Source organism: Streptantibioticus rubrisoli, from assembly GCF_024436055.1.
In the GTDB taxonomy this organism is placed as follows: Bacteria; Actinomycetota; Actinomycetes; order Streptomycetales; family Streptomycetaceae; genus Streptantibioticus_A; species Streptantibioticus_A rubrisoli.
In genome coordinates this window covers 577,318-597,715 of record NZ_JANFNH010000001.1, presented here as the reverse complement: position 1 = coordinate 597,715, position 20,398 = coordinate 577,318, and the positions used below count along the sequence as shown (strand labels likewise).

The 20,398-nt window shown below is 67.7% G+C and carries 16 protein-coding genes and 2 pseudogenes; 7 read left to right on the top strand and 11 right to left on the bottom strand.

Features of this window, described 5'->3' with window-relative positions:
• Positions 1 to 5: 5 nt before the first annotated feature.
• The 3 genes from NON19_RS02910 to NON19_RS02905 all read right to left on the bottom strand — a co-directional run bounded on the left by NON19_RS02910 (position 6) and on the right by NON19_RS02905 (position 2,795).
• Complete coding sequence (locus NON19_RS02910) at positions 6 to 1,124, bottom strand: amidohydrolase family protein (RefSeq protein WP_255924930.1); 1,119 nt, start codon at positions 1,122 to 1,124, stop codon at positions 6 to 8.
• 190 nt (positions 1,125 to 1,314) lie between these two features.
• Positions 1,315 to 1,422, bottom strand: coding sequence for an MFS transporter small subunit (locus NON19_RS33885; protein ID WP_443729329.1), 108 nt, complete (start codon positions 1,420 to 1,422; stop codon positions 1,315 to 1,317).
• Positions 1,419 to 2,795, bottom strand: coding sequence for an L-lactate MFS transporter (locus NON19_RS02905; protein WP_255924929.1), 1,377 nt, complete (start codon positions 2,793 to 2,795; stop codon positions 1,419 to 1,421). Before NON19_RS02905 ends, NON19_RS33885 begins: the two co-directional genes overlap by 4 nt.
• Positions 2,796 to 3,006: 211 nt before the next feature.
• On the opposite strand from NON19_RS02905, the gene NON19_RS02900 reads away from it, so the two are divergent.
• The gene (locus tag NON19_RS02900; protein ID WP_255924928.1) at positions 3,007 to 4,461 is read left to right on the top strand and encodes a cytochrome P450; all 1,455 of its coding nucleotides are present in this window, start codon (positions 3,007 to 3,009) and stop codon (positions 4,459 to 4,461) included.
• Positions 4,462 to 4,501: 40 nt separating this feature from the next.
• Here NON19_RS02900 and NON19_RS02895 read toward each other — a convergent pair whose 3' ends face one another.
• The 3 genes from NON19_RS02895 to NON19_RS02885 all read right to left on the bottom strand — a co-directional run bounded on the left by NON19_RS02895 (position 4,502) and on the right by NON19_RS02885 (position 8,765).
• Positions 4,502 to 5,002, bottom strand: a complete 501-nt coding sequence (locus tag NON19_RS02895) for an FBP domain-containing protein (protein ID WP_255924927.1) — start codon at positions 5,000 to 5,002, stop codon at positions 4,502 to 4,504.
• 105 nt (positions 5,003 to 5,107) lie between these two features.
• Entirely contained in the window at positions 5,108 to 7,111 is a 2,004-nt protein-coding gene (locus NON19_RS02890; RefSeq protein ID WP_255924926.1) for a putative Ig domain-containing protein, read from the bottom strand.
• Positions 7,112 to 7,343: 232 nt separating this feature from the next.
• Complete coding sequence (locus tag NON19_RS02885; RefSeq protein ID WP_255924925.1) at positions 7,344 to 8,765, bottom strand: MFS transporter; 1,422 nt, start codon at positions 8,763 to 8,765, stop codon at positions 7,344 to 7,346.
• 907 nt (positions 8,766 to 9,672) lie between these two features.
• Between NON19_RS02885 and NON19_RS33285 the strand changes: the two genes are divergently transcribed.
• From NON19_RS33285 to NON19_RS02870, 3 genes are all read left to right on the top strand, one after another.
• On the top strand, positions 9,673 to 10,860 hold the full coding sequence (locus NON19_RS33285) for a cytochrome P450 (protein ID WP_255924924.1): 1,188 nt from the start codon (positions 9,673 to 9,675) through the stop codon (positions 10,858 to 10,860).
• Positions 10,861 to 10,864: 4 nt separating this feature from the next.
• Positions 10,865 to 11,863, top strand: coding sequence for an aspartyl/asparaginyl beta-hydroxylase domain-containing protein (locus NON19_RS02875; RefSeq protein ID WP_255924923.1), 999 nt, complete (start codon positions 10,865 to 10,867; stop codon positions 11,861 to 11,863).
• Between the two features lie 383 nt (positions 11,864 to 12,246).
• Complete coding sequence (locus tag NON19_RS02870) at positions 12,247 to 13,065, top strand: alpha/beta fold hydrolase (RefSeq protein ID WP_255924922.1); 819 nt, start codon at positions 12,247 to 12,249, stop codon at positions 13,063 to 13,065.
• Between the two features lie 157 nt (positions 13,066 to 13,222).
• On the opposite strand, the gene NON19_RS02865 is transcribed toward NON19_RS02870, so the two are convergent.
• Positions 13,223 to 14,941, bottom strand: a complete 1,719-nt coding sequence (locus NON19_RS02865) for a pentapeptide repeat-containing protein (RefSeq protein WP_255924921.1) — start codon at positions 14,939 to 14,941, stop codon at positions 13,223 to 13,225.
• 113 nt (positions 14,942 to 15,054) lie between these two features.
• Entirely contained in the window at positions 15,055 to 15,348 is a 294-nt protein-coding gene (locus NON19_RS02860; RefSeq protein ID WP_372513974.1) for a Rossmann-fold NAD(P)-binding domain-containing protein, read from the bottom strand.
• A 216-nt stretch (positions 15,349 to 15,564) separates the two neighbouring features.
• Between NON19_RS02860 and NON19_RS02855 the strand changes: the two are divergent.
• Positions 15,565 to 16,481 (top strand): annotated as a pseudogene (locus NON19_RS02855) (LysR family transcriptional regulator).
• A gap of 10 nt (positions 16,482 to 16,491) precedes the next feature.
• On the opposite strand, the gene NON19_RS02850 reads toward NON19_RS02855, so the two are convergent.
• On the bottom strand, positions 16,492 to 17,748 hold the full coding sequence (locus NON19_RS02850; protein ID WP_255924920.1) for an MFS transporter: 1,257 nt from the start codon (positions 17,746 to 17,748) through the stop codon (positions 16,492 to 16,494).
• A gap of 77 nt (positions 17,749 to 17,825) precedes the next feature.
• On the opposite strand from NON19_RS02850, the gene NON19_RS02845 reads away from it, so the two are divergent.
• A complete protein-coding gene (locus NON19_RS02845; protein ID WP_255924919.1) occupies positions 17,826 to 18,398 on the top strand; it encodes a CGNR zinc finger domain-containing protein in 573 nt (190 codons plus the stop codon).
• A 62-nt stretch (positions 18,399 to 18,460) separates the two neighbouring features.
• On the opposite strand, the gene NON19_RS02840 is transcribed toward NON19_RS02845, so the two are convergent.
• Positions 18,461 to 18,916, bottom strand: a complete 456-nt coding sequence (locus NON19_RS02840; RefSeq protein ID WP_255924918.1) for a protein-tyrosine phosphatase family protein — start codon at positions 18,914 to 18,916, stop codon at positions 18,461 to 18,463.
• A gap of 174 nt (positions 18,917 to 19,090) precedes the next feature.
• Here NON19_RS02840 and NON19_RS02835 point away from each other — a divergent pair.
• Positions 19,091 to 19,423: pseudogene (locus NON19_RS02835) on the top strand (Mut7-C RNAse domain-containing protein); the annotation flags it as partial.
• Between the two features lie 13 nt (positions 19,424 to 19,436).
• Here NON19_RS02835 and NON19_RS02830 read toward each other — a convergent pair.
• Positions 19,437 to 20,261: a neprosin family prolyl endopeptidase gene (locus tag NON19_RS02830; protein ID WP_255924917.1), complete on the bottom strand. Its 825-nt coding sequence runs from the start codon at positions 20,259 to 20,261 to the stop codon at positions 19,437 to 19,439.
• Positions 20,262 to 20,398: the final 137 nt, after the last annotated feature.

Here is a 20,398-nt window from a genome sequence, read left to right as displayed (position 1 = left end):
CGCGGTTATGGCCACCCCACGGGGGCGTGTTCGACGCCGCCACACCAAATGCGCTTGATGTGTCGAGTGGCGCGGATGTCCGCGAGGGGGTCTCCGTCGATCAGCACGAGGTCGGCGCGTAGGCCGGGTTCGATGGCGCCCCGGTCGGGAAGTCCGAAGTGCAGTGCGGGCAGTTCGGTCGCGGCGCGCAGCGCGTCCACGGTGGTCAGTCCGGCATCCACCAGGAGTTCCAGTTCGCGGTGGAGGCTCGTGCCGTATGGGACGTTCGCGGGCGAGCCGGGTGTGGTGTTGGCGTCGGTGCCCGCGAGGACGGGCACGCCCGCCTGGTAGAGGGCGGTGACGCTGGCGCGTGCCGGGGCGTAGTCCACGCCGGCGGCCCCCGCCCGTTCGACGATCGTCTCCATCATGGTGAGCGTGGGAACGGCGACGCGCTCGTCGGCGACCATGCGGGCCACGGCCTCGGAGTCGAGTGCTCGGTCCAGCGGCGCGTGGGTGATGATGTCGGCGTCCGCCTCCTGCGCCATCGCGTAGGCGTCGAAGGCAGCCGCGTGAGCGACAACCGCCTTGCCGTGGGCGTGGGCGGCCGCCACCAAGGCAGTGAGGGTGGGCTGGTCAAGGCCCTCGACGCCGGGGCGCTCAGCGACGATCTTGATGTAGTCCGAGCCTTCGGCCACCCGGGCGGCCACGAACCGCTCGGCGTCGGCTGGCCCGGTCACGATGCTCTCCTCGGGGATCCCGCCCAGCTTGGCGTGCATGCCACCCGCACTGATGGCGAGGGTGCCCGCACTGCGGATGTCGGTCAGCCCCGGCATGTCGCGCAGGGAGTCCACCAGGGCCGGGGGCCAGGCAGCCATGTCCAGGGCCGTCGTCACACCGTATCCACACAGCCGCCGCAGATTCTGAGCACCCGTCAAGTGGACGTGTGCGTCGATCAGACCAGGAAGCAGAACGGCGCCGCCGCAGTCGATCACCCGTGCGCCCGCGGGATCGGAGCCGATCCGGTCACCGTCGATGACGACCGTTGCGGGACCGCGTAGTTCCCTGCCGTCGAAGACCCGTACGTTCGTCAGGGCCGTTCTGTCGTTGCGGGACGTGTCGGAGGATGACGGTGCCGGTCCGGGCATTCGGGCTCTCCCCTGTCTTCCAGCTTGTCGCGGTCACCAGCCGGGCCCCCGGGTCCACTGCGGTGGTCGCGAAGGTGGGCGGTCCTTGCGAACCATCTTGGCAAACCCGTTGCGGCGCACTCAGCCTTGCGCACCATGACACGGCACGATCGCGGCCCACAGCGCGAACCGCTGTGGGCCGGGGTCGGCTTCAGAAGAGTTGCCGTAGTTTCAGTACGAGTTCGTAGATGCCGTAGGCGGACGGCAGGCCCACCCATGTCCAGCTGAGGACCATGAGCGCGGTCGAACGGGATTTCATGCGGTGGCTCCCCTCGTCGCTTGCTCCAGCGTGGACTGCGGCTCGTGGAAGCGGGGGTCGACCGGGCGGATCAGCTCGTTGGCGACGAAGCCCACCACGAGGAGCGCGATCATGATGGTCAACGAGGTGGTGTAGAGCGATGGTCCGTGGTGTCCGGAGTGCTTCGCGGCGTCGGCGATGGCGTTGACGATGAACGGACCGACGACACCCGCCACTGACCAGGCGGTCAGCAGCCGTCCGTGGATGGCGCCGATCTGGTACGTGCCGAACAGGTCCTTCAAGTACGCCGGTACGGTGGAGAATCCACCGCCGTAGCAGGACAGCACGACCATCGCGGCGATGATGAACAGCGGCTTGGAGCCGTTGCCGACCAGTTCGACCAGCAGGTACATCAGCGCCCCGGCGCCCAGGTAGCACCGGTAGATGTTCTTGCGTCCCACCAAGTCGGACAGCGCGGACCAGAAGATGCGTCCGAACATGTTCGCCAGCGACAGCAGGGCGACGAAGCCCGCGGCGGCGGCCGCGCTGACCGGTGCCGAGGTGCCGGAGAAGAAGTCCATCACCATCGGAGCGGCCTTCTCCAGGATGCCGATGCCCGCGGTGACGTTGAGGCAGAGCACCACCCACAGCATCCAGAACTGCGGTGTACGAACGGCGTTGCGCGCCGAGACATGCCCGGTGGTCACCAGCGGGCGCGGCGCCACCGCCGCGGGCTCGAAGCCGGGCGGCCGCCAGCCGGGCGGCGGTACACGGACCAGCAGTACGCCCAGCGTCATGAACACCGCGTAGACCAGACCCATCACCAAGAACGTGGCGCCGATACCGTCCGGCTTGGTGCCCAACTCGGTGAGCAGCCAGGACGACCACGGGGACGCTATCAGCGCGCCGCCGCCGAAGCCCATGATGGCGATTCCGGTGGCCAGTCCCGGCCGGTCCGGGAACCAGGCGATCAGCGTGGAGACCGGCGAGATGTAGCCGATGCCCAGACCGATCCCGCCGACGATCCCGTAGCCGACCACCACCAGCCAGTACTGACTGCTGACCGCACCCAACGCGGCGAGCAGGAACCCAACAGAGAAGCACACGGTGGAGACCGCCATCGCCCAACGCGGCCCGTTGCGTTCGACGAGCGTGCCGCCGAACGCGGCCGACAACCCGAGCACCACGATCGCGAACTGGAACGGCAACGCGCTCTCGGTGCCGTCCAGGTGCAGCGAGGATTCCAGCGGCGGTTTGAAGACGCTCCAGGCGTACGCCTGGCCGATGGCCAGATGGATGCAGAGCGCCGCGGGCGGTACGAGCCAGCGGTTCCAGGACTCGGGTGCGACGGTCCTTGGGCGGCCGAGCACTCCGGTGGGGGCGAGCAATGCCATGGACGACCTTCAGACAGGCAGGATTGACGGCGTGCCTGACACCCTAGGGAGGTCGTGTCCCCGTCAACAAGGCCGTGATCGTGACGGACCGGTGAAGTTCTGGATCACGGCACATGGCGCTCCACGTGCGTCGATCGGACCCGGTCCAGGGGCCTCCAACCTGTGGTGAGCGTCTATCACTTCCGGTCACCGAGGGTTAGTCTGTCCGGCCATGGAATCGCACGTGCCTCCTGCTTCGAGCGCCGCGGCCTCCTCACAGCTGGAGTCTCTGCCCGTCGAACCGCTGATGACCAGGGACTTCGGCATTCGTCCCGCACTGGTCTACCAGCGGTTGCGGGAGCGGTACGGTCCGGTGGCGCCGGTGGAGTTGTTCGGAGTCCCGGTGTGGCTGGTGCTCGGCTTCCGTGAGGTGCTGGAGGTGCTGCGCGACGAGAGCCGGTGGAAGAAGGACGTGCGGCACTGGCGGGCGCTCCAACAGGGCCGCATACCGTCCGACTGGCCGCTGCTGCCCGCGTACGGTGTGGACCAGTTGCTGGTCCAGGACGACCAACGGCGGGCGACGACCCGTGCCGCGGTGGACGCGGCGCTGAGGCCGTTTCAGGATCCGCGGCAGCCGCAGGCCCGCGCGCTGGCGTCCGCCGTGTCCCGGCAGGTGGATGAGTTGATCACTGTCTTCGCCGATGGCGGTGGCAGCGGATGGGTGGACCTGTGCGCCCAGTTCGCCCGGCCACTGCCGTTGATGGTGGTCAACAGGCTGTTCGGTTTCCAGGTCGAGCAGGGCGACGAGATCCTCATGGACGCCTGGCGCATGATGGATTCCGGTCCGGACGCGGCGGACGCCATCGAGCGGCTGGTGACCGCGACGACGGAACTCGCCGCTCACAAGCGGTCCCAGCCCGGCGATGACCTGACCAGTCGGCTCCTGGCCGCGGAGCCCTCGCTGACGGTGGAGCAGGTCGGCCGGGAGCTGTACGCGATACTGGTCGCCATCGCCGACACCACCAGCCATGCGATCACCAACGGCGTACTGGAGGTGCTGACCGGCAACAGCGGGGCACGGGCGAGCCTGGCGGCCGGGTTGATCGGTGAACTGGTCAACCGGGTGCACATAGCGTCGCCGCCGTGGTCCAACCTCACCTTCCGCTTCCCGGTGGCCGACACCTCGCTCGGTGGCTTCCGGGTAGCCGCGGGCGATGTGGTCATGCCGTCGATCGCCGCCGCGCACGGCGATCCGCTGTTCGCCGACGCCGTCAACCAGGACTCCACGATGAGTTCGCGCGCCCATCTCGCCTGGGGCGCCGGACCACACCAGTGCCCCGGCCGGGGCTTGGCGGACATGATGGTCAGCGCCGCGGTGGGCCGCCTGTTCGAGCGCTGCGACCTGCAACTCGACGTGTCCGTGGACCAGTTGCCGTGGCGGTCGTCGACTTATGTACGCGGAATGCGGTCGTTCCCGGTCAGGTTCCGGATGCGCGCGCAGCCGGGTCCGGTGCCGGGTACGGGGAGCGCCCGACCGGCGGCGGAGTCCGAGTCGGCGGCACCCGCGAAGGCCACGCAGACCACGGAGGGCGATGCGGACGCGGACCAGTCGCGCCCGGCTCTGCGGCGGTTCATGGCGAATCTTCGCAAGGGGGTGCCGGTGATCGGCGATGGGATGGTCCACTAGCGCCGTACCGCGTCGGGCATTTGACAGGCGCCGCCGGGAGCTATCCCGCGAAGACCTTCCGTAGGAAGTCATCGAGGTTGCCGCGCATTCGGGCGAGCCTCTCCTCCACCGTGAGGGATTCGCGGTAGCGGCTCACCAGGGCCGACATCTTCCTGCCGCGTACGTACAACGGGCAGGCAAGGTCCGCGCATATGTAGGCGCCCACGGTGTTTCCCTCACGTCCTGAGGCGCCGACCTTGCGCGCTGCCAGCAGCGAGACGCCCGATCCGGGGTGGCCGGTCATGCACAGGGAGCACAGTGTGGTCTTGGTGAAACTCCTCGGGCCGCTCTGCGGAACCCGCAGCGTGATACCCACGGTCTTCCCCTCGTACTGGGTGACGAGGTATCCGCGGTCCGGCGCTCCCGGGTCGCGCCAGCCCAGGAAGTCAAGGTCGTCCCAGGGGAGTTCGGCCAGGTCCCGCGGTAGGTTGATCCTGCGGGTTTCGCCTTTCGAGCAGTTGACGAACGAGGCGCGTATGTCGTGCTCGCCGAGTGGTTCCATGGGCGTGAAGCTAACAGCGCCGTGGGCGGGTGTCGCGTGAATATCAGCGGTCCACGGCCGTGGTGCCTGTCCCGTGATCGGGACGGGCACCACGGTTCGCGCTGCTCAGCTGACGTTGACGGCGGTGTCGTCGATGACGAACGAGGTCTGCAGCTCGTTGTCCTCGCTGCCGGTGAACTTCAGGGTGATCTGCTGTCCCGCGTAGGCCGACAGGTCGATGGTGTGCTGGGTGTAGCCGGTGTTGTGGTCGAGGTTCGAGAAGGTGGCCAGCGTGCCGAGCACCGTGCCCGAGCTGTTCAGGACCTGCACGGTGAGCTTGTCATAGGCGGTGGTCGTGCTGGTCTCCGCCGTGTCGACATGCAGCCAGAAGCTCAGCTGGTAGCTGGAGCAACCGCTGGGAATGCTGACCGACTGCGAAAGGGTGTCGGTGTGCGTGGTGCCGTAACCGTCGAGCCAGGCGTCCCAGGAGCCGCTGTGCGGCGGCTCGCTGCTGCTGTTGTTGATCACTCCGGAGGACGCTGTCCAAGGTGTCGCGCTGCCGGTCTCGAATCCTGGGTTGCCCAGCAACTGCGCGGGCGTGCAGCCGCTGGACGACGGGTTGACGGTCCAGGTGAAGCTGGCACTGCCGCTGGCGTGGGTGGAATCGGTGACGGTGACGGTGACCTGGGACGTGCCCGCCGTGGTCGGCGTACCGGATATCGCGCCGGACGCGGAGTCGATCGACAGACCCGCGGGCAGGCCGCTGGCGCTGTAGCTGAGGGTCTGGCCGGACGCCGAGTCGCTCGCCTGGATCTGGAGGCTGGCGGCGGTGCCCACCGTGCTGGTCTGGTTGCCCGGGTTGGTCACCGTGACCGTGTTGCCTGCGGCCGGGTTCACGGTCCAGGTGAAGGACGTGGAACCGGACGGGCCCGTGGAGTCCGTGGCCGTGACGGTGACGTTCGAGGTGCCCGCGGTGGTCGGCGTACCTGAGATCACACCGGTCGAGGAGTCGATCGACAGACCCGCGGGCAGACCGGTGGCCGCGTAGGAGAGTGTGCCGCCCGCGGTGTCAGTGGCCGCGATCTGCAGGCTGGCGGCGGTGCCCACCGTGCTGGTCTGGTCACCGGGGTTGGTCACGGTCACGCTGCTGCTACTGGTCTGGTTGAAGTCCGCGCTGAACGTCGACTCGATGCCGCTGAGCACGCCCGCGTCGGTGGTGATCAGACCCAACTCGCGGTTGTGGTTGAGGGAGTTGTCGGAGAAGTTCTCCGAGCCCGCGAACACCTTCGCGGTGGACGTGCCGTAGTCCGCGACGATCGCCTTGGCGTGGATGTAGAACCCGGTGGAGCTGGTGTAGGTGGTCACCTTGCCACCCGCGGCGGTGACCTGGTTGAGCTCGCCGGTGTACTTCGAGTTCTGGTTCTCCGCGACCACGCGTACGGTCACGCCGCGCTGTGCGTCGGCGACAATGGCGTTGACCAGGGCGGTGTCGCCGAACTCCTCCTCCTCGACGTCCAGACTGTGCTGCGCGCCGTTGATCAGCGACAGCAGACGGCTCTGTGAGTCGGTGGGTGACCACACCAGGTCGTCGCCGTCGGAGGGGGTGATCGAGGTCTTCGCGTAGTCGGCGTTGAAGACCTGCTCGATCGCGGCGACGTCGTTGCTGTCGCTGTCGAAGACACCGTAGTCACGCGAAGTGCTGTAGTACGTGGTGTCGAAGTTCCCGGTGCTGATGTAGGACTTGGCCCCGTCGACGGTGATCGTCTTCTGATGGGTGTAGACGTAGGCCGAGGACGAGTAGGTGACTCCGACGCCGCCCGCGGACAGCGCGCTGTAGGCGGCGCCGTTCACGGAGGTGTGCTGTGCGTCCAGGATGACGCGGACCTGGACGCCCGCCTTCTCCTTGTTGACCAGGTCGTTGACCAGGGTGGTGTCACGCAGCTCGTAGATGGTGACGTCGATCGACTTCGTGGCCGAGTTGACGAAGTCGTAGATCGCGCTTTCGCCCTGGTCCGGCAGGATCACCAGCGAGTAGGCGCTGGCGGCGTGGGCGATGGTGGGCACGAGCACGGTGGCCGCGGCTGTGGCGCCTGCTACCACGGCATGTCTCAGGCGGCGGGTGACGCTCATCCGGGGGGCTCCTCACGTAGTCCGGCAGGGGGGCAACGCGCGTAGCGCCCATTAGTAAGGCACGGGAGTCATGACTCGTGAAGTCCTCCCGGATGACCGGTAGTTGAAGATGTAGTCATGTACAGGCAAAGCGCTTCGGGCACCGGCGTCGCCGCCAAGTGCCCTTTGCGTCGGGATCGTTGCTCTGCGAGCAGGCTCACGCGACGGGCTGGCGGCGTCGGCCGCTGGCTGTCTACATGCGCTGTTCAACGGCGTTTCCGCGGACCGTCCCGGTACTGGCGCCGGGCACGGACCAGTCCCGTGGACGGCGTACCCGGCACCGCTTCCGGAGCGGCCGTCGGGTGGCCGTTACCAGAGGCAAGCCCAACTCGCCCGCATCACAGACCATTTCCGCTATCTCCACAACCGGAACCGGGTTGGCGACGAGGGCTCCGGAGAGTTCGGGCTCCGGCAACGCGACGGCACACCGACCGACCGCGTCGCCCATGCGTCGCCGTGGCACCCAGCCGTCGGCGAGCAGCGCCACCGCGGTCAGTGGGACCGCGGCCAACAGCAGCGTGGCCCCGAGGACCGCGCCCATCGCGGGGTATCCGGCGCGAGTGGACAACAGCGTTCCGGTGAGCGGTCCGCCCGCGACGCCCAGCGAGGACGCGGAGCCAGCGAAGACCACCCACCGGCCATGGGCGCCGATGGCGGCGGCCATGCCGATCAGATGGGAGAACACAACGGGGTAGACGGTGTTCCACACCACCTCTCCCACAGTGAACGCCCATGCCGTCCGGGTCGCCGAACTGGCCGCGACACAGGCCGCGATGACCGCGGTGCCCAACCCGACTGGCACCGCCCGCCCCAGCCGGGAGCCGAGCGCCCCCGCACCGACCACCTCGGCCAGACCACCGCCGAGCGCCAGGGCGAAGACGACGCCCAACGCGGCCTCGGACAGCCCCACCCGTTCCAGGCCGATGCGACTGCTGACGCTCCACAGCGCCGTCTGTACCGCGGACCAGCCCAGCGTGGCGGCCACCAAGACCAGGCCCGCCACCCGACCGGTGCTGGTCTCCGTCCGGCGCTCCGCACGCTGGGCCATCGTCGGCAGCCGCCGTACCGCGGGCAGCACACCCGCCGTGACGCAGGCAAGCGCGACGAACGGCAACTGGTGGCCGCCGCCCCGCCGTGGCAGCAGCAGATACAACCCGGCCGCGGCGGCCGAAGTGGCCAGCAGCCCCAGCACCAAGGCGCGCTGCGGGTCCGGTCGCCCGGCGATGTCGACGGAGGCCACCGCCGTGGCGGCACCGGAACCGAATCCTCCGGCGATGCTTCCGACCATCACCAGCGGCGCGCAGTCCGCGCACGCGGCGACGGCGAATCCACCGGCGGCGAGCGACAACCCGGCTCTGGCCAGCCGCCTGGGGCCGATCCTGGCGACCCGCGAGGCGAAGGCGAAACCAGTACCGGCGGAGGCGAACAACAACGCACTGCCGACGACCCCAGCCTGTGTCGCCGTCAGCCGCAGACAAATGGTCAGGCGTTCGACAACGCTCGGCAGGAGGTATCCCGCCAGCGAACCGGCGGCGTAGACGGCCACCAGGGCCAGCATGGCGGTGCGCGGCGGATGGGACGTACGGGCGGAAGGCACTTTCGCGTTCTCGATCATGATCCGGACACAGCCCCAAGTGAAACGCGCAGGTTAAAGATCACGTTAATCGGACCAGCACGCCAAATCTCATGTGCCCCCCTGGCCTTCACGGTCAGCGCCGATCCCCCGGCTGACCTGGCACTAGGACGAATCTAGGACGGCCGACGGACCCGTATCCATAGCGTCACCGTAGCGGGCCTGCCGAAGACCAGTGGGCGGGCAATGCGTGCGGAGCATGCCTTGGGATTCCGCGCTTGAGGCAACCAGGGGAGGTGGCCGGACGCTTCACCGCGCAACTAGACACTCCACACAATGCGTCGCCGGCCCTACATTCGCGGTGAGGCGAAGGGGCCGACCGGGGTGTGGGGCTTGTGGGAAACGAGACTCCATACGGCCACCCGAGGCAGCCTGATCGGGGCCGCGGCAACGCCGAGGCCAGATAGAACGTGGGTCGACGGTGGTTACTACAAGGCATTCTCGCCCTCCCAGTACGTCGGCTGAGTCGGGCGGCTCGTATCCAAGGAATGAGCCAATTGACAGTCTCTCTGCCTTTTACACAGGCTGACCTGAGTAAGCTCCGGCTTTCTATATCGCCACTCGCGGAAGCCACCTTGGCGATGCATACACCGGCCGACGGCCGCCAACATGAACATCACAGACCCTGGCTCAAGCGTGCGGAGGATCGATGCCGCCTCACCCCGGTGTGACTCGGCGTGAGTCGCATCGGAAACCATTGAGACCTCTCGGGTGTCCGTGGCCGTAGGCATGGATGACTCGAGACGGAAAGAGGGAAGTTGTATATGGAGGGGAGGCCGAGATGGCTTACAAGTGGTAATTACCAATGAGCTGGGTGGCCTTGCCTCAGGCAAGGCCACCCTCCGGCCGTCGAATCCGCTGCTCGACCCGCAGCCGTGGAGTGTCAATCGTGACTTCTGACGAGCTATTCAAGCCACTCTCAAGCGAGTTCCAAAGTGATCCGTATTCGATGTACAGGAGGCTCAGGGAGGTGGAACCAGTTCACTGGTTCGAGCCTTTGGAGTCTTGGATCATCTCACAATACGATGACTGTCGAAGAATTCTGACGGACTATCGAGGGTTCGCTGCCGACGCCGATGCCCCCGGCATCCAGAGCCTTGATCCTCCAGTGAGTCTCCCCTATAGGAGCCTGGTGCGCACCGGGCTTCGCGCTGCCGAGACGATCGAGTTTCGATCCCTGATGGCGAAGCGGGCACGCGAGTTGCTCCTCGGCCTTTCAGGTAAAGAATCATTCGACGTTATGCGCGAATTCATAGGGCCTTTCGCATTGGCGGTCCTGTGCGATCTGATAGGTGTCCCTGCCCCGCAGTTCAACGAATTCGATCACGACGCGACCGCTCTTCAACGAGCAATGGATGGCGGACTGCGCCCGGAGGTGATCTCTCCTGCGGTCGAAGCCCGGGCACGTATATCAAAGGTGATCAGCGTCTGGTTCGCAGACCACGAACCCGGACTCCTCGGCCATGTCCTGAATGGTGCGAACAATATCCAGGTCGACATGGAGTCCGTCCATGACACCGTGCGTTTTATCATATTCTCGACGTACGGCACGGGAACGGCAGCACTCGGGAATGCGGTGGTGGCCCTCCTGCAGCAACCCTCGCGTCTCAGGGGCCTGTCCGCTATTCCCGCTGATCAATGGCACACTGCATGTGACGAGCTCCTGCGCTACGACGGCCCGGTGCAGGTGACCGCGCGCCGCTGCGCTGCTCAGACCACTGTGGGCAGCCAGACCATAGCGGTCGGCGATAATTTGATTCTTCTGCTCGGATCCGCCAACCGGGATGGCCGACAGTTCGAGGAACCCGATTCCTTGGATCTCTACCGAGCGCCGAATCCGCACTTCGCCCTCGGTTGGGGTGCTCACGTATGCCTCGGCGCCAACCTCACCCTGTCGATGATGGAAACGGCGCTGCGTGCGCTTTTGGAGAACGTTCCCGACCTGATTCTCGAAGATCTGCCCCGGCGTAAGGGAATCAGCACCAGCCGCGCGTTTGCGGCGATTCCGGTCAGGCGCGGCGGGATGCCGCCGGCACCCTACGATGTGCCGTTCGCCACGCACCCTTCGAAAGGATGACCCCATGTCTGACACCGCCGACATCATGAGCGTTCGCGGAGCATGGCTACAATTGCCGCCTGCGGTGCCGCTCGATCTGGAAGCCGACGCCGAACGCCTCGGTGCGGAGGTTCAGGACCTGGTGGATTTGACCTGGGGTGGAAACCGTCCGGTCAGTCAATATGGCATCGGTGCCGAGGAGGAGTTCGACTGGAAGATAATCTCACTTCGTTCCCCGGGCGGCGAATCCGGACGTACTGATCCCGGCGGTGCCGGCCTGGAAGACTTTCTCGACACCCCGGTCATGGAGCGCTGTCCGTACCACGCTGAGATCCTCTCCGGGATTCCCGCACCCCTGTACAGCGTACGACTCATGGCGCTCGGACCGGGGGCGTCCACCCATGAGCACCGCGATGGGCGGACCAATTTTCCGTGGGGTGTGCTCCGGCTCCACATACCCGTGGTGACCCAGCCGGGCGCGGAGCTCGTCGTGGATGGTGAGACGTTTCATTGGGAGGCCGGGCGACTGTGGTATGCGGACTTCGACCGTCCGCATGTAGCCAGGAACCGAGGCTCAGCGCGGCGGATACACATCGTGATCGACTGTGGAGCGACAGTGGAGCTCCTCGAACTTTTTCCCGCCGATTATCTGCGGCGGCTCCCCTGGAGCGATGTCCTACTTTCCCGTGACGTGGTTCCGATCCAAAGATCTGAGATAGTCGGGTTTCAATGCGAGGTTGATGTTCCAGCGAACTTCCCCGACTGGTCGGACGAAACGGAGGCGCGAGCTGATCAAAGCATCTCCGGGGCCATCAAACTCATCGATGAGCGGCTGACGCTCATCATCGACGGCGCGCCCCGGTTTGGACTTGTTCACATCGGAAGCGCGGAATTCCGGTTGCAGGGGTGGACCGAAGAGCGCACCATCAAGATGGAGCTCGACGGGCAGAATCCCAGAGTTCGTTTCCGCGTTCGCTGTGGCAGGGTGCTGGAGGAGGAGATCAAAGAGGTCTCGCTCGTTTGACGACACCCGGTCGGCAGGTGTGATGGTTCGGTTCCAGCCGAAGTCGAAGTCCATGCCGCTCCCGAGCCGGGCGAGGGGACACAGCGTATCGCGGCGTTCGGCTGTCTGCGCGTGGGTGTGCGGGGCGATCGCATTCCATACGGCGTCCGTCGACCAGGTGGGCAACCGTTGTGGTCTGGGCAGCGCCGCCAACCTGCATCTGCACGTGCGCCGACCAGTGGGCACGATGCCCACGGATGTACCAAAAGGCCTTCGCCCCGTCACACCGCTGAACTCCTCGGTGGGTTCCCGGGATTACCTATGCGTGACTGATTCGCGCGGTCGCGATCCTTCGTAGCGTCGTGTTCAGCAAGAGCGACGAACCCTGAGACGAGGAGATCGAGATGCCGTTTTTCAAGACCAACGACGGAGTGCGGCTTGCCTACGAGGACTACGGCCAGGGTGAGCCCATCGTGTTCCTGGCCAGTTGGGTGCTGTCGGCCGACATGTGGGAGTACCAGGTTCCGTTCTTCCTGGAGCACGGCTACCGCTGCGTCATGCTGGACCGGCGCGGCCACGGTCGCTCTGACCGGCCTTCCACCGGATACGACGTGGACACCCGCGCCGACGATGTCGCCGCGCTGATCGAGCACCTGGACCTGGATGGGGTCACCCTCGTCGGGCAGTCGGGCGGCGGTGGCGAGGCGGTGCGCTACCTCGCCCGGCACGGCCAGGACCGCATCGCGCGGGTGGCGCTGCTGTCCACCACGTTGCCGTTCCTCAAGCTGACCGACGACAACCCGGAGGGCGTGCCGGAGGAGGCGCTCGAAGCTGACCTGGCCCAACTCCGGGCTGACCGCGCCAAGTGGTTCGCCGACCGTGCCCAGGGCTACTTCGCCACCCATCTGGGCAACAACGTGTCCCAGGCGATGGTCGACCACATGCTACGGCAGTGTCTGTCACCCTCCTTCTACGTCACCGTCGAGACACAGCGGCAGTTGTTCAACGCGGATCACCGCGCCGACCTGGCCCGGATCACCATCCCGACGTTCATCGCCCACGGGATCGCCGACCAGTCCGTTCCGATCGACGTCTCCAGCCGACGCACCGCCAAGCTCGTACCGCACAGCGTCTACAAGGAGTACGCGACCGCCGGTCATGGCCTCCACATCACCCATGCCGAGGAACTCAACAACGACCTGCTGGAGTTCATCAAGAGCTGAGTGCGCACACGCCGCCGGGGCCGCGCCGTGAACCGGGGACACGGCGCGCCCCGCACCGTTCAGTCCACGGCGAACGGCATGTGTTGGGCGCGGTGCGCACGGGCGGGAACGGTGCCCGCGCCGGGTGGAAAGGCCCCGTAGCGGAACCGTGTGCGGTTCAGTTACGGGTGAGTGTGCGGGTGGCCGCTGCCGCGATCGCGATGCCCAGGGTCCAACCGAGCACCGTCAGCACCACCGTGACCACCGCGGCCACCCCGTGGTACTGCCACACATCCGTCTGGCCGAAGTGGATGACCGGAATCAGGTGGTCGGCGGCGTACAACACGGGATTGAAGATCGAGCGGTCCTCGGTGCTGACGTGATCGGGCCGCACCGTGCTGAAGTACGCGCTACTCGCAGCCAGTAGGGCGATCGCCCAGCCGATGGCGCGCAGCGGACGGTAGCCATAGCCGACCAGCAGGTCGAGCAGGTGGCCGGGTATGCGCTGCCACCAGGGCAGCTTGGCGCGTTGTGCGCGTTGCCTGGCCAGCAGTACCGTCCTGGCCTCGCCGTCGTTGCCGAGTGAACGGTAGTAGGAAGCCAACTGTTCATACGGCTGGGCGCGGAAGCTGCCTGTCTGGCTGCGGTCGGCGCGCCGTACCTGACGGCTTATCAGCCGCAGCCTGTCCACCGCGGGGATGTAGTCGCTGAACGCGCCGTAGGTGAAGCCGTCCAGGTTCAACCGCTGTGGCCATGCGTCGAGGTCGTCGCGGATGCCGCCGACCGCGTTCGCCGCGTACAGCGTGAGCAGCGCGTCCGGGCTGTCCATGCCGCGCAGGTCCAGGTGTCCGGCGATACGGACGCCGGTGAGCCGGATCTCGCCGTCGGTGTGGAAGCGGTCGTTGAGGCGCAAGGAGCCCTCGACCACCATGCCGCCGCCGCGCAGCGCGGGCTGCCCCTCCATCGCGGTGAGCCGCGCGCCGCCGAGATCGAGCCCGCCGTCGAACCTCGCCCCCGACAGGCGCACGGTCCCCTGGGCCGTAAAGGGCCGCTCTTCGCCCGCAACCGGGCGCGGGCGGAAGGAGGCCTCGCTGGCCACCGTGAGCGAGTCGCCGTGCAGCGCCGGGCGGCCCATGCCGTTCAGCGTGGCGCCGTCCAGCAGCAGCGCACTGCCGATGTGCGCGCCCGGCAGTCGCAGTTCGCCCGATGCCTTGAGCAACTGGGCCATCAGACTGCGGCCGACGCGCATACCACCCGCGTTGAGTGATGCACCACCGGTCTCGGCATCGCCCAACTCGGCGCCCACCAGCGTCACCTGGCCGCTGATCTGCGCGTTGATCAGGGTGAACGGGCCGCGTACGGCGGCGCGGCTGGCCAACAGGCTGCCGTCGATACGAATGCCGTCCGCGTGTACGGCTCTGTCTCCCTCACCGGTGACCACGGTGTCTTCCAGGTTCAACGTGCCGCGCACATGGGCTCCGTACGCGCTGATGGTGGTCAGCCGGGACCCGCTCAGGTCTATCGATTCGGTGACGGCGCCATCGAGGTCGACGGGGCCATCGAACCGGCAACCACGCAGCAGGAGGAGGGAGTCGACCTGCCCGTGGTCCACGAAGAGTTCGCCGCTGATCCGCGCACCGGCGAGCCGCAGGGCCGCCACGGCGCCGGGTTCCGCCGAACACGCGCCGAGCAGCAAAGCGGCGATCACCTCGCCCCGTACCATCCGATCGGCGGGCCAGTCATGGGCCTTCGCCGGATCGTCCACCTCGGGATCACCAGTGCGCAGATCGACCAACTCGCCGGTGGGGAAGGCGCGCCAGACCCGGCGTTCGGTGGCGGAGAGCCTGCCGAGCCGACTCGGTACGGCGGGGTGCGAGACAACGGACGTACGACTCATGCCGATCATCTTGCCGTAGGGGTCTGACAGCTGACACGCCTGACCGACTGCCTCTCGGTGCTCACCGCCCGCTGGCGGTGAGCACCGAGGGCGCCCCCCCATCCTCAAATCCGTCAGTACGCGCTGGTCTGGCCGTTGAAGTAGTGACCGGCATCGAGGTCGGCGATGAGTCCAGGCCGCACGGGGCGCCATCCCAGTCGCTTCTGGGTCAGCGCGCTCGACGCCGGGGCGTCGAGCGAGAGGAAGGGTGCGAGCCAACCGAAATGTTCGGCTGTCCGCTCGTGGGGAACGGAGTTCACCGGCAGCTTCAGGTGTTGACCAATCGCCTCGGCGATCTGACGAACCGGTACCGCCTCCTCGCCGACCCCGTGCAGCCGTGTGCCCGCGGGTGCCGCTTCCAGGGCCAACCGGAACAGACATGCGGCGTCCAGTCGGTGCACCGCGGGCCACAACAACGAGAACCGGCCCGATGCGGCACCGCGGGGTGCTGGTCCGGTGGTTCCACCGTGCGGCCATGGGCGGCTGCGCGTCCAAGTCCCGTCCCGCGACGGGCGATGCGTTTGAGGCATCACCACAGTTGGCTTGCGGTGACTCGGCTCGACCGGTGGCGCTACGCTGGGGCCATGCCCGACTCGCCGCTGCCTTCGGCGGATCTCGATCTGCGGTTGGTGCGTTACTTCACGGTCGTCGCCGAACACCGGCACTTCGGCCGTGCCGCCGAGGCCCTGCGCGTCGCCCAACCGTCCCGAGCCGACAGATCCGCTGCCTCGAACAGCAACTGGGCGCCCGCCTGCTGGACCGCACACCGCGCGGCAGCCAACTCACCGCAGCCGGAGCGGACTTCCTGCCCCACGCCAAGGCGCTGCTGCGCTCAGCGGGCCAGGCGGCGGCGCGCGCCCGGGCCGCCGCCCAGCCCAGCCGGATCACCATCGGCTACACCACGAACCTCATCGTCACCCCCGCGGTGCGCGAGCTGCGGCGCCAGCACCCGGACGCCGACGTGCACGCCCTGCACCTGGTGTGGAACGAGGCACGCGCGGCGCTGCTCGATCACCGTGTGGACGCGGTGGTGACCCGACTGCCCCTGTCGACCGACCAGTTGCACGTGACGGCCCTCTACGACGAGCCGAGGGCGCTGCTCGTCCCCCTTGACCACCGGCTGGCGGGCAGGGAATCCGTCACGCTCGACGACATCGCCGACGAACCACTGCCCCGGGTGCCCGACCCCGCCTCGAACGCGTTCTGGCGTGTCGACCCGAGGCCCGACGCAAGGCCCGCACCCGACGGACCCCTCGTCCACGCGATCGAGGACAAGCTCGAACTCATCGCCGCCGGGGAGACGGTGGCGATCGTCCCGGCTGGCGGAACCAGCCGCCTGCGCCCCGACCTCACGGCCATCCCCCTGCACGGCGTCGAGCCGAGCCGTGTCGTACTGGCGACCCGTGCCGACGATCACCACCGCTTGGTGGCAGCCTTCCGCAAGTGTGCCCAGGACCACCTCGTCGGTCCCCGCCCCGCGAAACCGGCCTCCAGGAGCTGAAAGTCTCCGCTCACCCTGTCTCACCACGGTGGAGAACTCCGCCTCGCTCCACGGGGGTTGCGCAGCCGTGGCTCTCGATTGGGCGCTCGTTCCGGGCGGCGAGTGAGTGAGTGATCAGATACTGACCGGCGGCAAGCACCAAGCACAGCAGGGACATCGCGGCCCACAGAACCGTGGCTCCCGCGTGGTCGAGGAGTTGGGTGCCGAGGATCGGCGCGGCGACACCGGCGATGCCCCAACTGATGCCGTAGACCGCCAGGTAGCTACCCGTGCCGCCAGTTGGGGCGAGGTCGGCGACCAGGGCGTAGGCCGGACCCAGCATCAGCAGGTCGCCCAAGCTCCACACGACGATCGCCGCCATGGCGGTCGGCAGGGTGTGCGCGACCGCCAAGCCCGCCAGGCCACCCGCCAGCAGGACGTACCCAAGAGCGAGCGTCGCGGGCGCGGTCAGCGCGCTCAGCCGCTTCAGTCGCAGTACGGGCTGGGCGACGACGACGGTCACCGCGGAGACGGTGAACAGCAGTCCCGCGTCCGCGGGCCGCATTCCACGGCGTGCCAGGGACAGCGGCAGCCCCATCATGACCTGCAGGTACACCAGCGCGTACAGGGTGCCGAACACCAGCATGACGAGCAGCACGCGGTCACGCCATGGATGGCTGCCAGCGGGGCGTTCGTCGGTGTGGTCGAGCGTGCGGGGGCGGTCGGCGGGCAGGACAGCGCGCACGATGAGCGCACAGGCCAGGCAGCTCACCGCGTCGGCGACGAAGAGCCACCGCAGGTCCCATCGGCCCAGTCCGGCCGCGATCAGCCCGGCGCCCATGCCGCCCACCGCCAGGGCGGCGCTCAGCAGGCTGTACGCGCGAACGCGTTCGGCGGGTCCCACAGCGTCGGCGATCATCGCCTGGCTCGGCGGTTCGTACAGCTCGAAGGCGAGTCCGAGCAGCAGCGCGCAAACCGTCACCATTGCGATGGAGTCCGCAGCGGCGATCCCCAACTGCGCGGCGGCGCAGCCCGCCAAGCCGAACACGATCGTACGGCGGCGCCCCAGGCGGTCGGCGAGCCGTCCGCCGATGAGGCGGGACGGAATGGTCGCGAGCCCGAAGGCGGCTGAGACGCATCCAGCGGTCGCGGCGCTCACTCCGTAGTCGGTGGTGATCAGGACGGTGAGGAACGGGAGCGAGAACGCACCGAGCCGGTTGATCACTCGGGCGGCCAGCAGCAGCCATACCGTACGTGGTAACTGGCTTTGGCGCCTGAAGAGTTGCACACTCGCCTTTCGTCACTGGTGTTTTGAGCGATGTCAGTGACGCGACGCTAAACCTGGAGAGGATAACTGGTCAAGTGATGTTCGACAGTCATGTATCAGTCCTGCTGAATGCAGCTGTCGCGCTGGTCAACGCGCTGACCGACGGGCACGCGCGCGGTAAGCCGTACTCCGCACCGCGCGGTGCGGAACTGGACGCCGCGGTGCAGGCCGCGCTGCCCCGTCCCCGCGCCCGGCGCGCGATCGAGCACGAGCAGGCCGTCCATCTCGCGCGGACCGCACGGGAGATGCGCGAGGTCTTCGAGGCAGTGAGTGCCGGATCGACGGATGAGGCCGCCGAGGCACTCAACGCGCTGCTGCTGTCGAGCGGCGCCCGTCCGCAGTTGGACCGCGCCGACGGTGAGCCCTGGCAACTCCACTTCCATGGCAGGGACGACTCGTTCGCGGTGGGATGGAGCGCCGGTTGCGCCACGGGGCTGGCCATCGCGATCGGCAGCAGTCTGGCGGGCCGCATCGGCGTGTGCCAGGCGACGCGGTGCGACCGCGTCTACGTCGACACATCGCGCAACGCCGCCCGGCAGTTCTGCTCGACGGCATGCCAGAACCGCACCAAGGCGGCGGCCTTCCGCGCCCGCCGAGCCGTGCGCCGTTGACCAAACACGTAGGCGCTGGCCACTTCGCGCACCACGGGACGCACCGCCATCACCCGGCTCCCCTACCGGCGGGGCGAGTTGACGGCGCCGACCCTGAAACGGCGGACGTAGCGCCTCTGCCAGGGGGTTTCGACGGCGTGGCGGTCATAGTTCCGCCGCACGAAGTCCACGGCCTGGCTCGCCGGTACGCCGTCCAGGACCGCCAGACAGGCCAGGGCCGTACCGGTCCGACCCCGGCCACCGCCGCAGGCGATCTCGACGCGGTCGGTAGCGGCGCGTGCCCATGCCTCGGTGAGCACGGCCTGGGCCTGTGTCTGACTGCTGGGCAACCGGAAGTCCCGCCAGCGCACCCATCGCACCTCCCAGGGGACTTCGGGAGGCTGTTCGCCGAGCAGATACACGGCGAAGGCGGGCGTCGGCCCGGCCGGAAGGGGTCGGCGAAGTCCACGACCCCGGACCAGGCGCCCGGAGGGAAGCCGAAGGACACCGGCGTCGGTGGCGTTCCAGGTCTCCATCATCCACCCACCGTAGTGCGGCTGAACGGTCAATTCCCCTGCGGGAAAACGGGAGTTGACTGCGGCATCGGCGCGCTCCAGAGCTGGACACGTCGGGCTTCTTCCAGGAGCGGATGACCGACGAGCGTCACCACGCGGTGAGTCGGGCCGCCGCCGCGGCCGTTTCACCGCAAATACCGGGGACTGCTGCGGCGGCGGGAGCTCTGGGCGGGCGCGTACGTCTACAGCCACCGTCCCGCGGAGCAACTCAGGGACGTGCTGTCCCGGTTCGCGCCACCGCTCGCCCCCTGGACGCGGTGCACGACCTGCAACGGAACGTTGCGCGAGGCCCCGAAGGAATCGGTGCACGAGATGTTGCGCGTCGGAACGCAGCGCACCTACGACGCGTTCGCGCAGTGCACTGACTGCGGCCAGGCGTACTGGCAAGGTGCTCACCATGAGCGACTGGCCGCGATCGTGGACGAGGCGGTGCGTGAGTTCGGCGTGCGGTCACCGTCCCAAAGGCCCTGAACAGCTTCGGCGGTCAGCAGCGGCCGCTGCCCTCGCCACCCAGGTGGAAGCCGGTGCGGGTGATGTGGCCCGCGTCGTACAGCGCCGGACTGGTGGATGTCACGGTCAGCCGTGGTGCGTCGCTCGAGCCGATGAGGTGGAAGCCGCGGATCCAGGAGGAGCCGTGGGCGGTGCCGGGGCGCCCGTCTCCCATCTGCTCGCATGTCGAGCCGCCTGCGTGGGCGACCTCGCCGAAGGCGGTGATGACCTGAGCGCGGGTGAAGTCACCCTGCCACAGGGAGCCGGGGAAGTAGCCGACAGGCTGCTCGTCGTAGAACAGCCACCAGTCGCCGCGCAGGTTCCGGATGGTGAACCGGGCGGACGCTCCGGCTCGTAGGGCCATGCCCGCCTTGATCCGGTGCGATACCTGGACGAAGCCGCAGGCGTTGTAGCAGCTCTCGGCGCCGTCCACCCAGTGGTAGACGAACAGATGCGGGCGCATGTCGCCGTTGAGCCCCAGGTCGACGGTCCAGCCGATCTCCACGGTGGACTTGCGGTCGGTTGACTGCACGGCCAGTTCCTGCAGGGAGTGGGACTGCTGGTCACCGGCTTTGACCCGCGGTGCCGCCTGGAGCATCCGAACGCTGGCCCCCGAGGCGTCGGTGAACTGTCTGCCGGAGACGTAGTCGTAGCACGCGCCGAACCAGCAGACCGGCCCGGAACCCGTGGTCGTGGACGGCACGAGGACCGGTTGCCGCTCAGTGATTTCGGCCTGGGCCGATGTGCCCGCGCCGAGCAGACACAGTGCGGCCGCGACGAGCGTGGTCACACTGTTGCGGATCGTTGGACGTATTCGCATGGACAGCTCCGATCACGTCACGGATGTGCTGGGAGGCGTTGAGCGTCAGGGACGGCGGTTAAGCCATCTGGTAAATCCACTTACCCGGCAGGTTAAGCTAGCGTTGGCGCAACTCGGCGCGCAATAGCCAGAGTTGG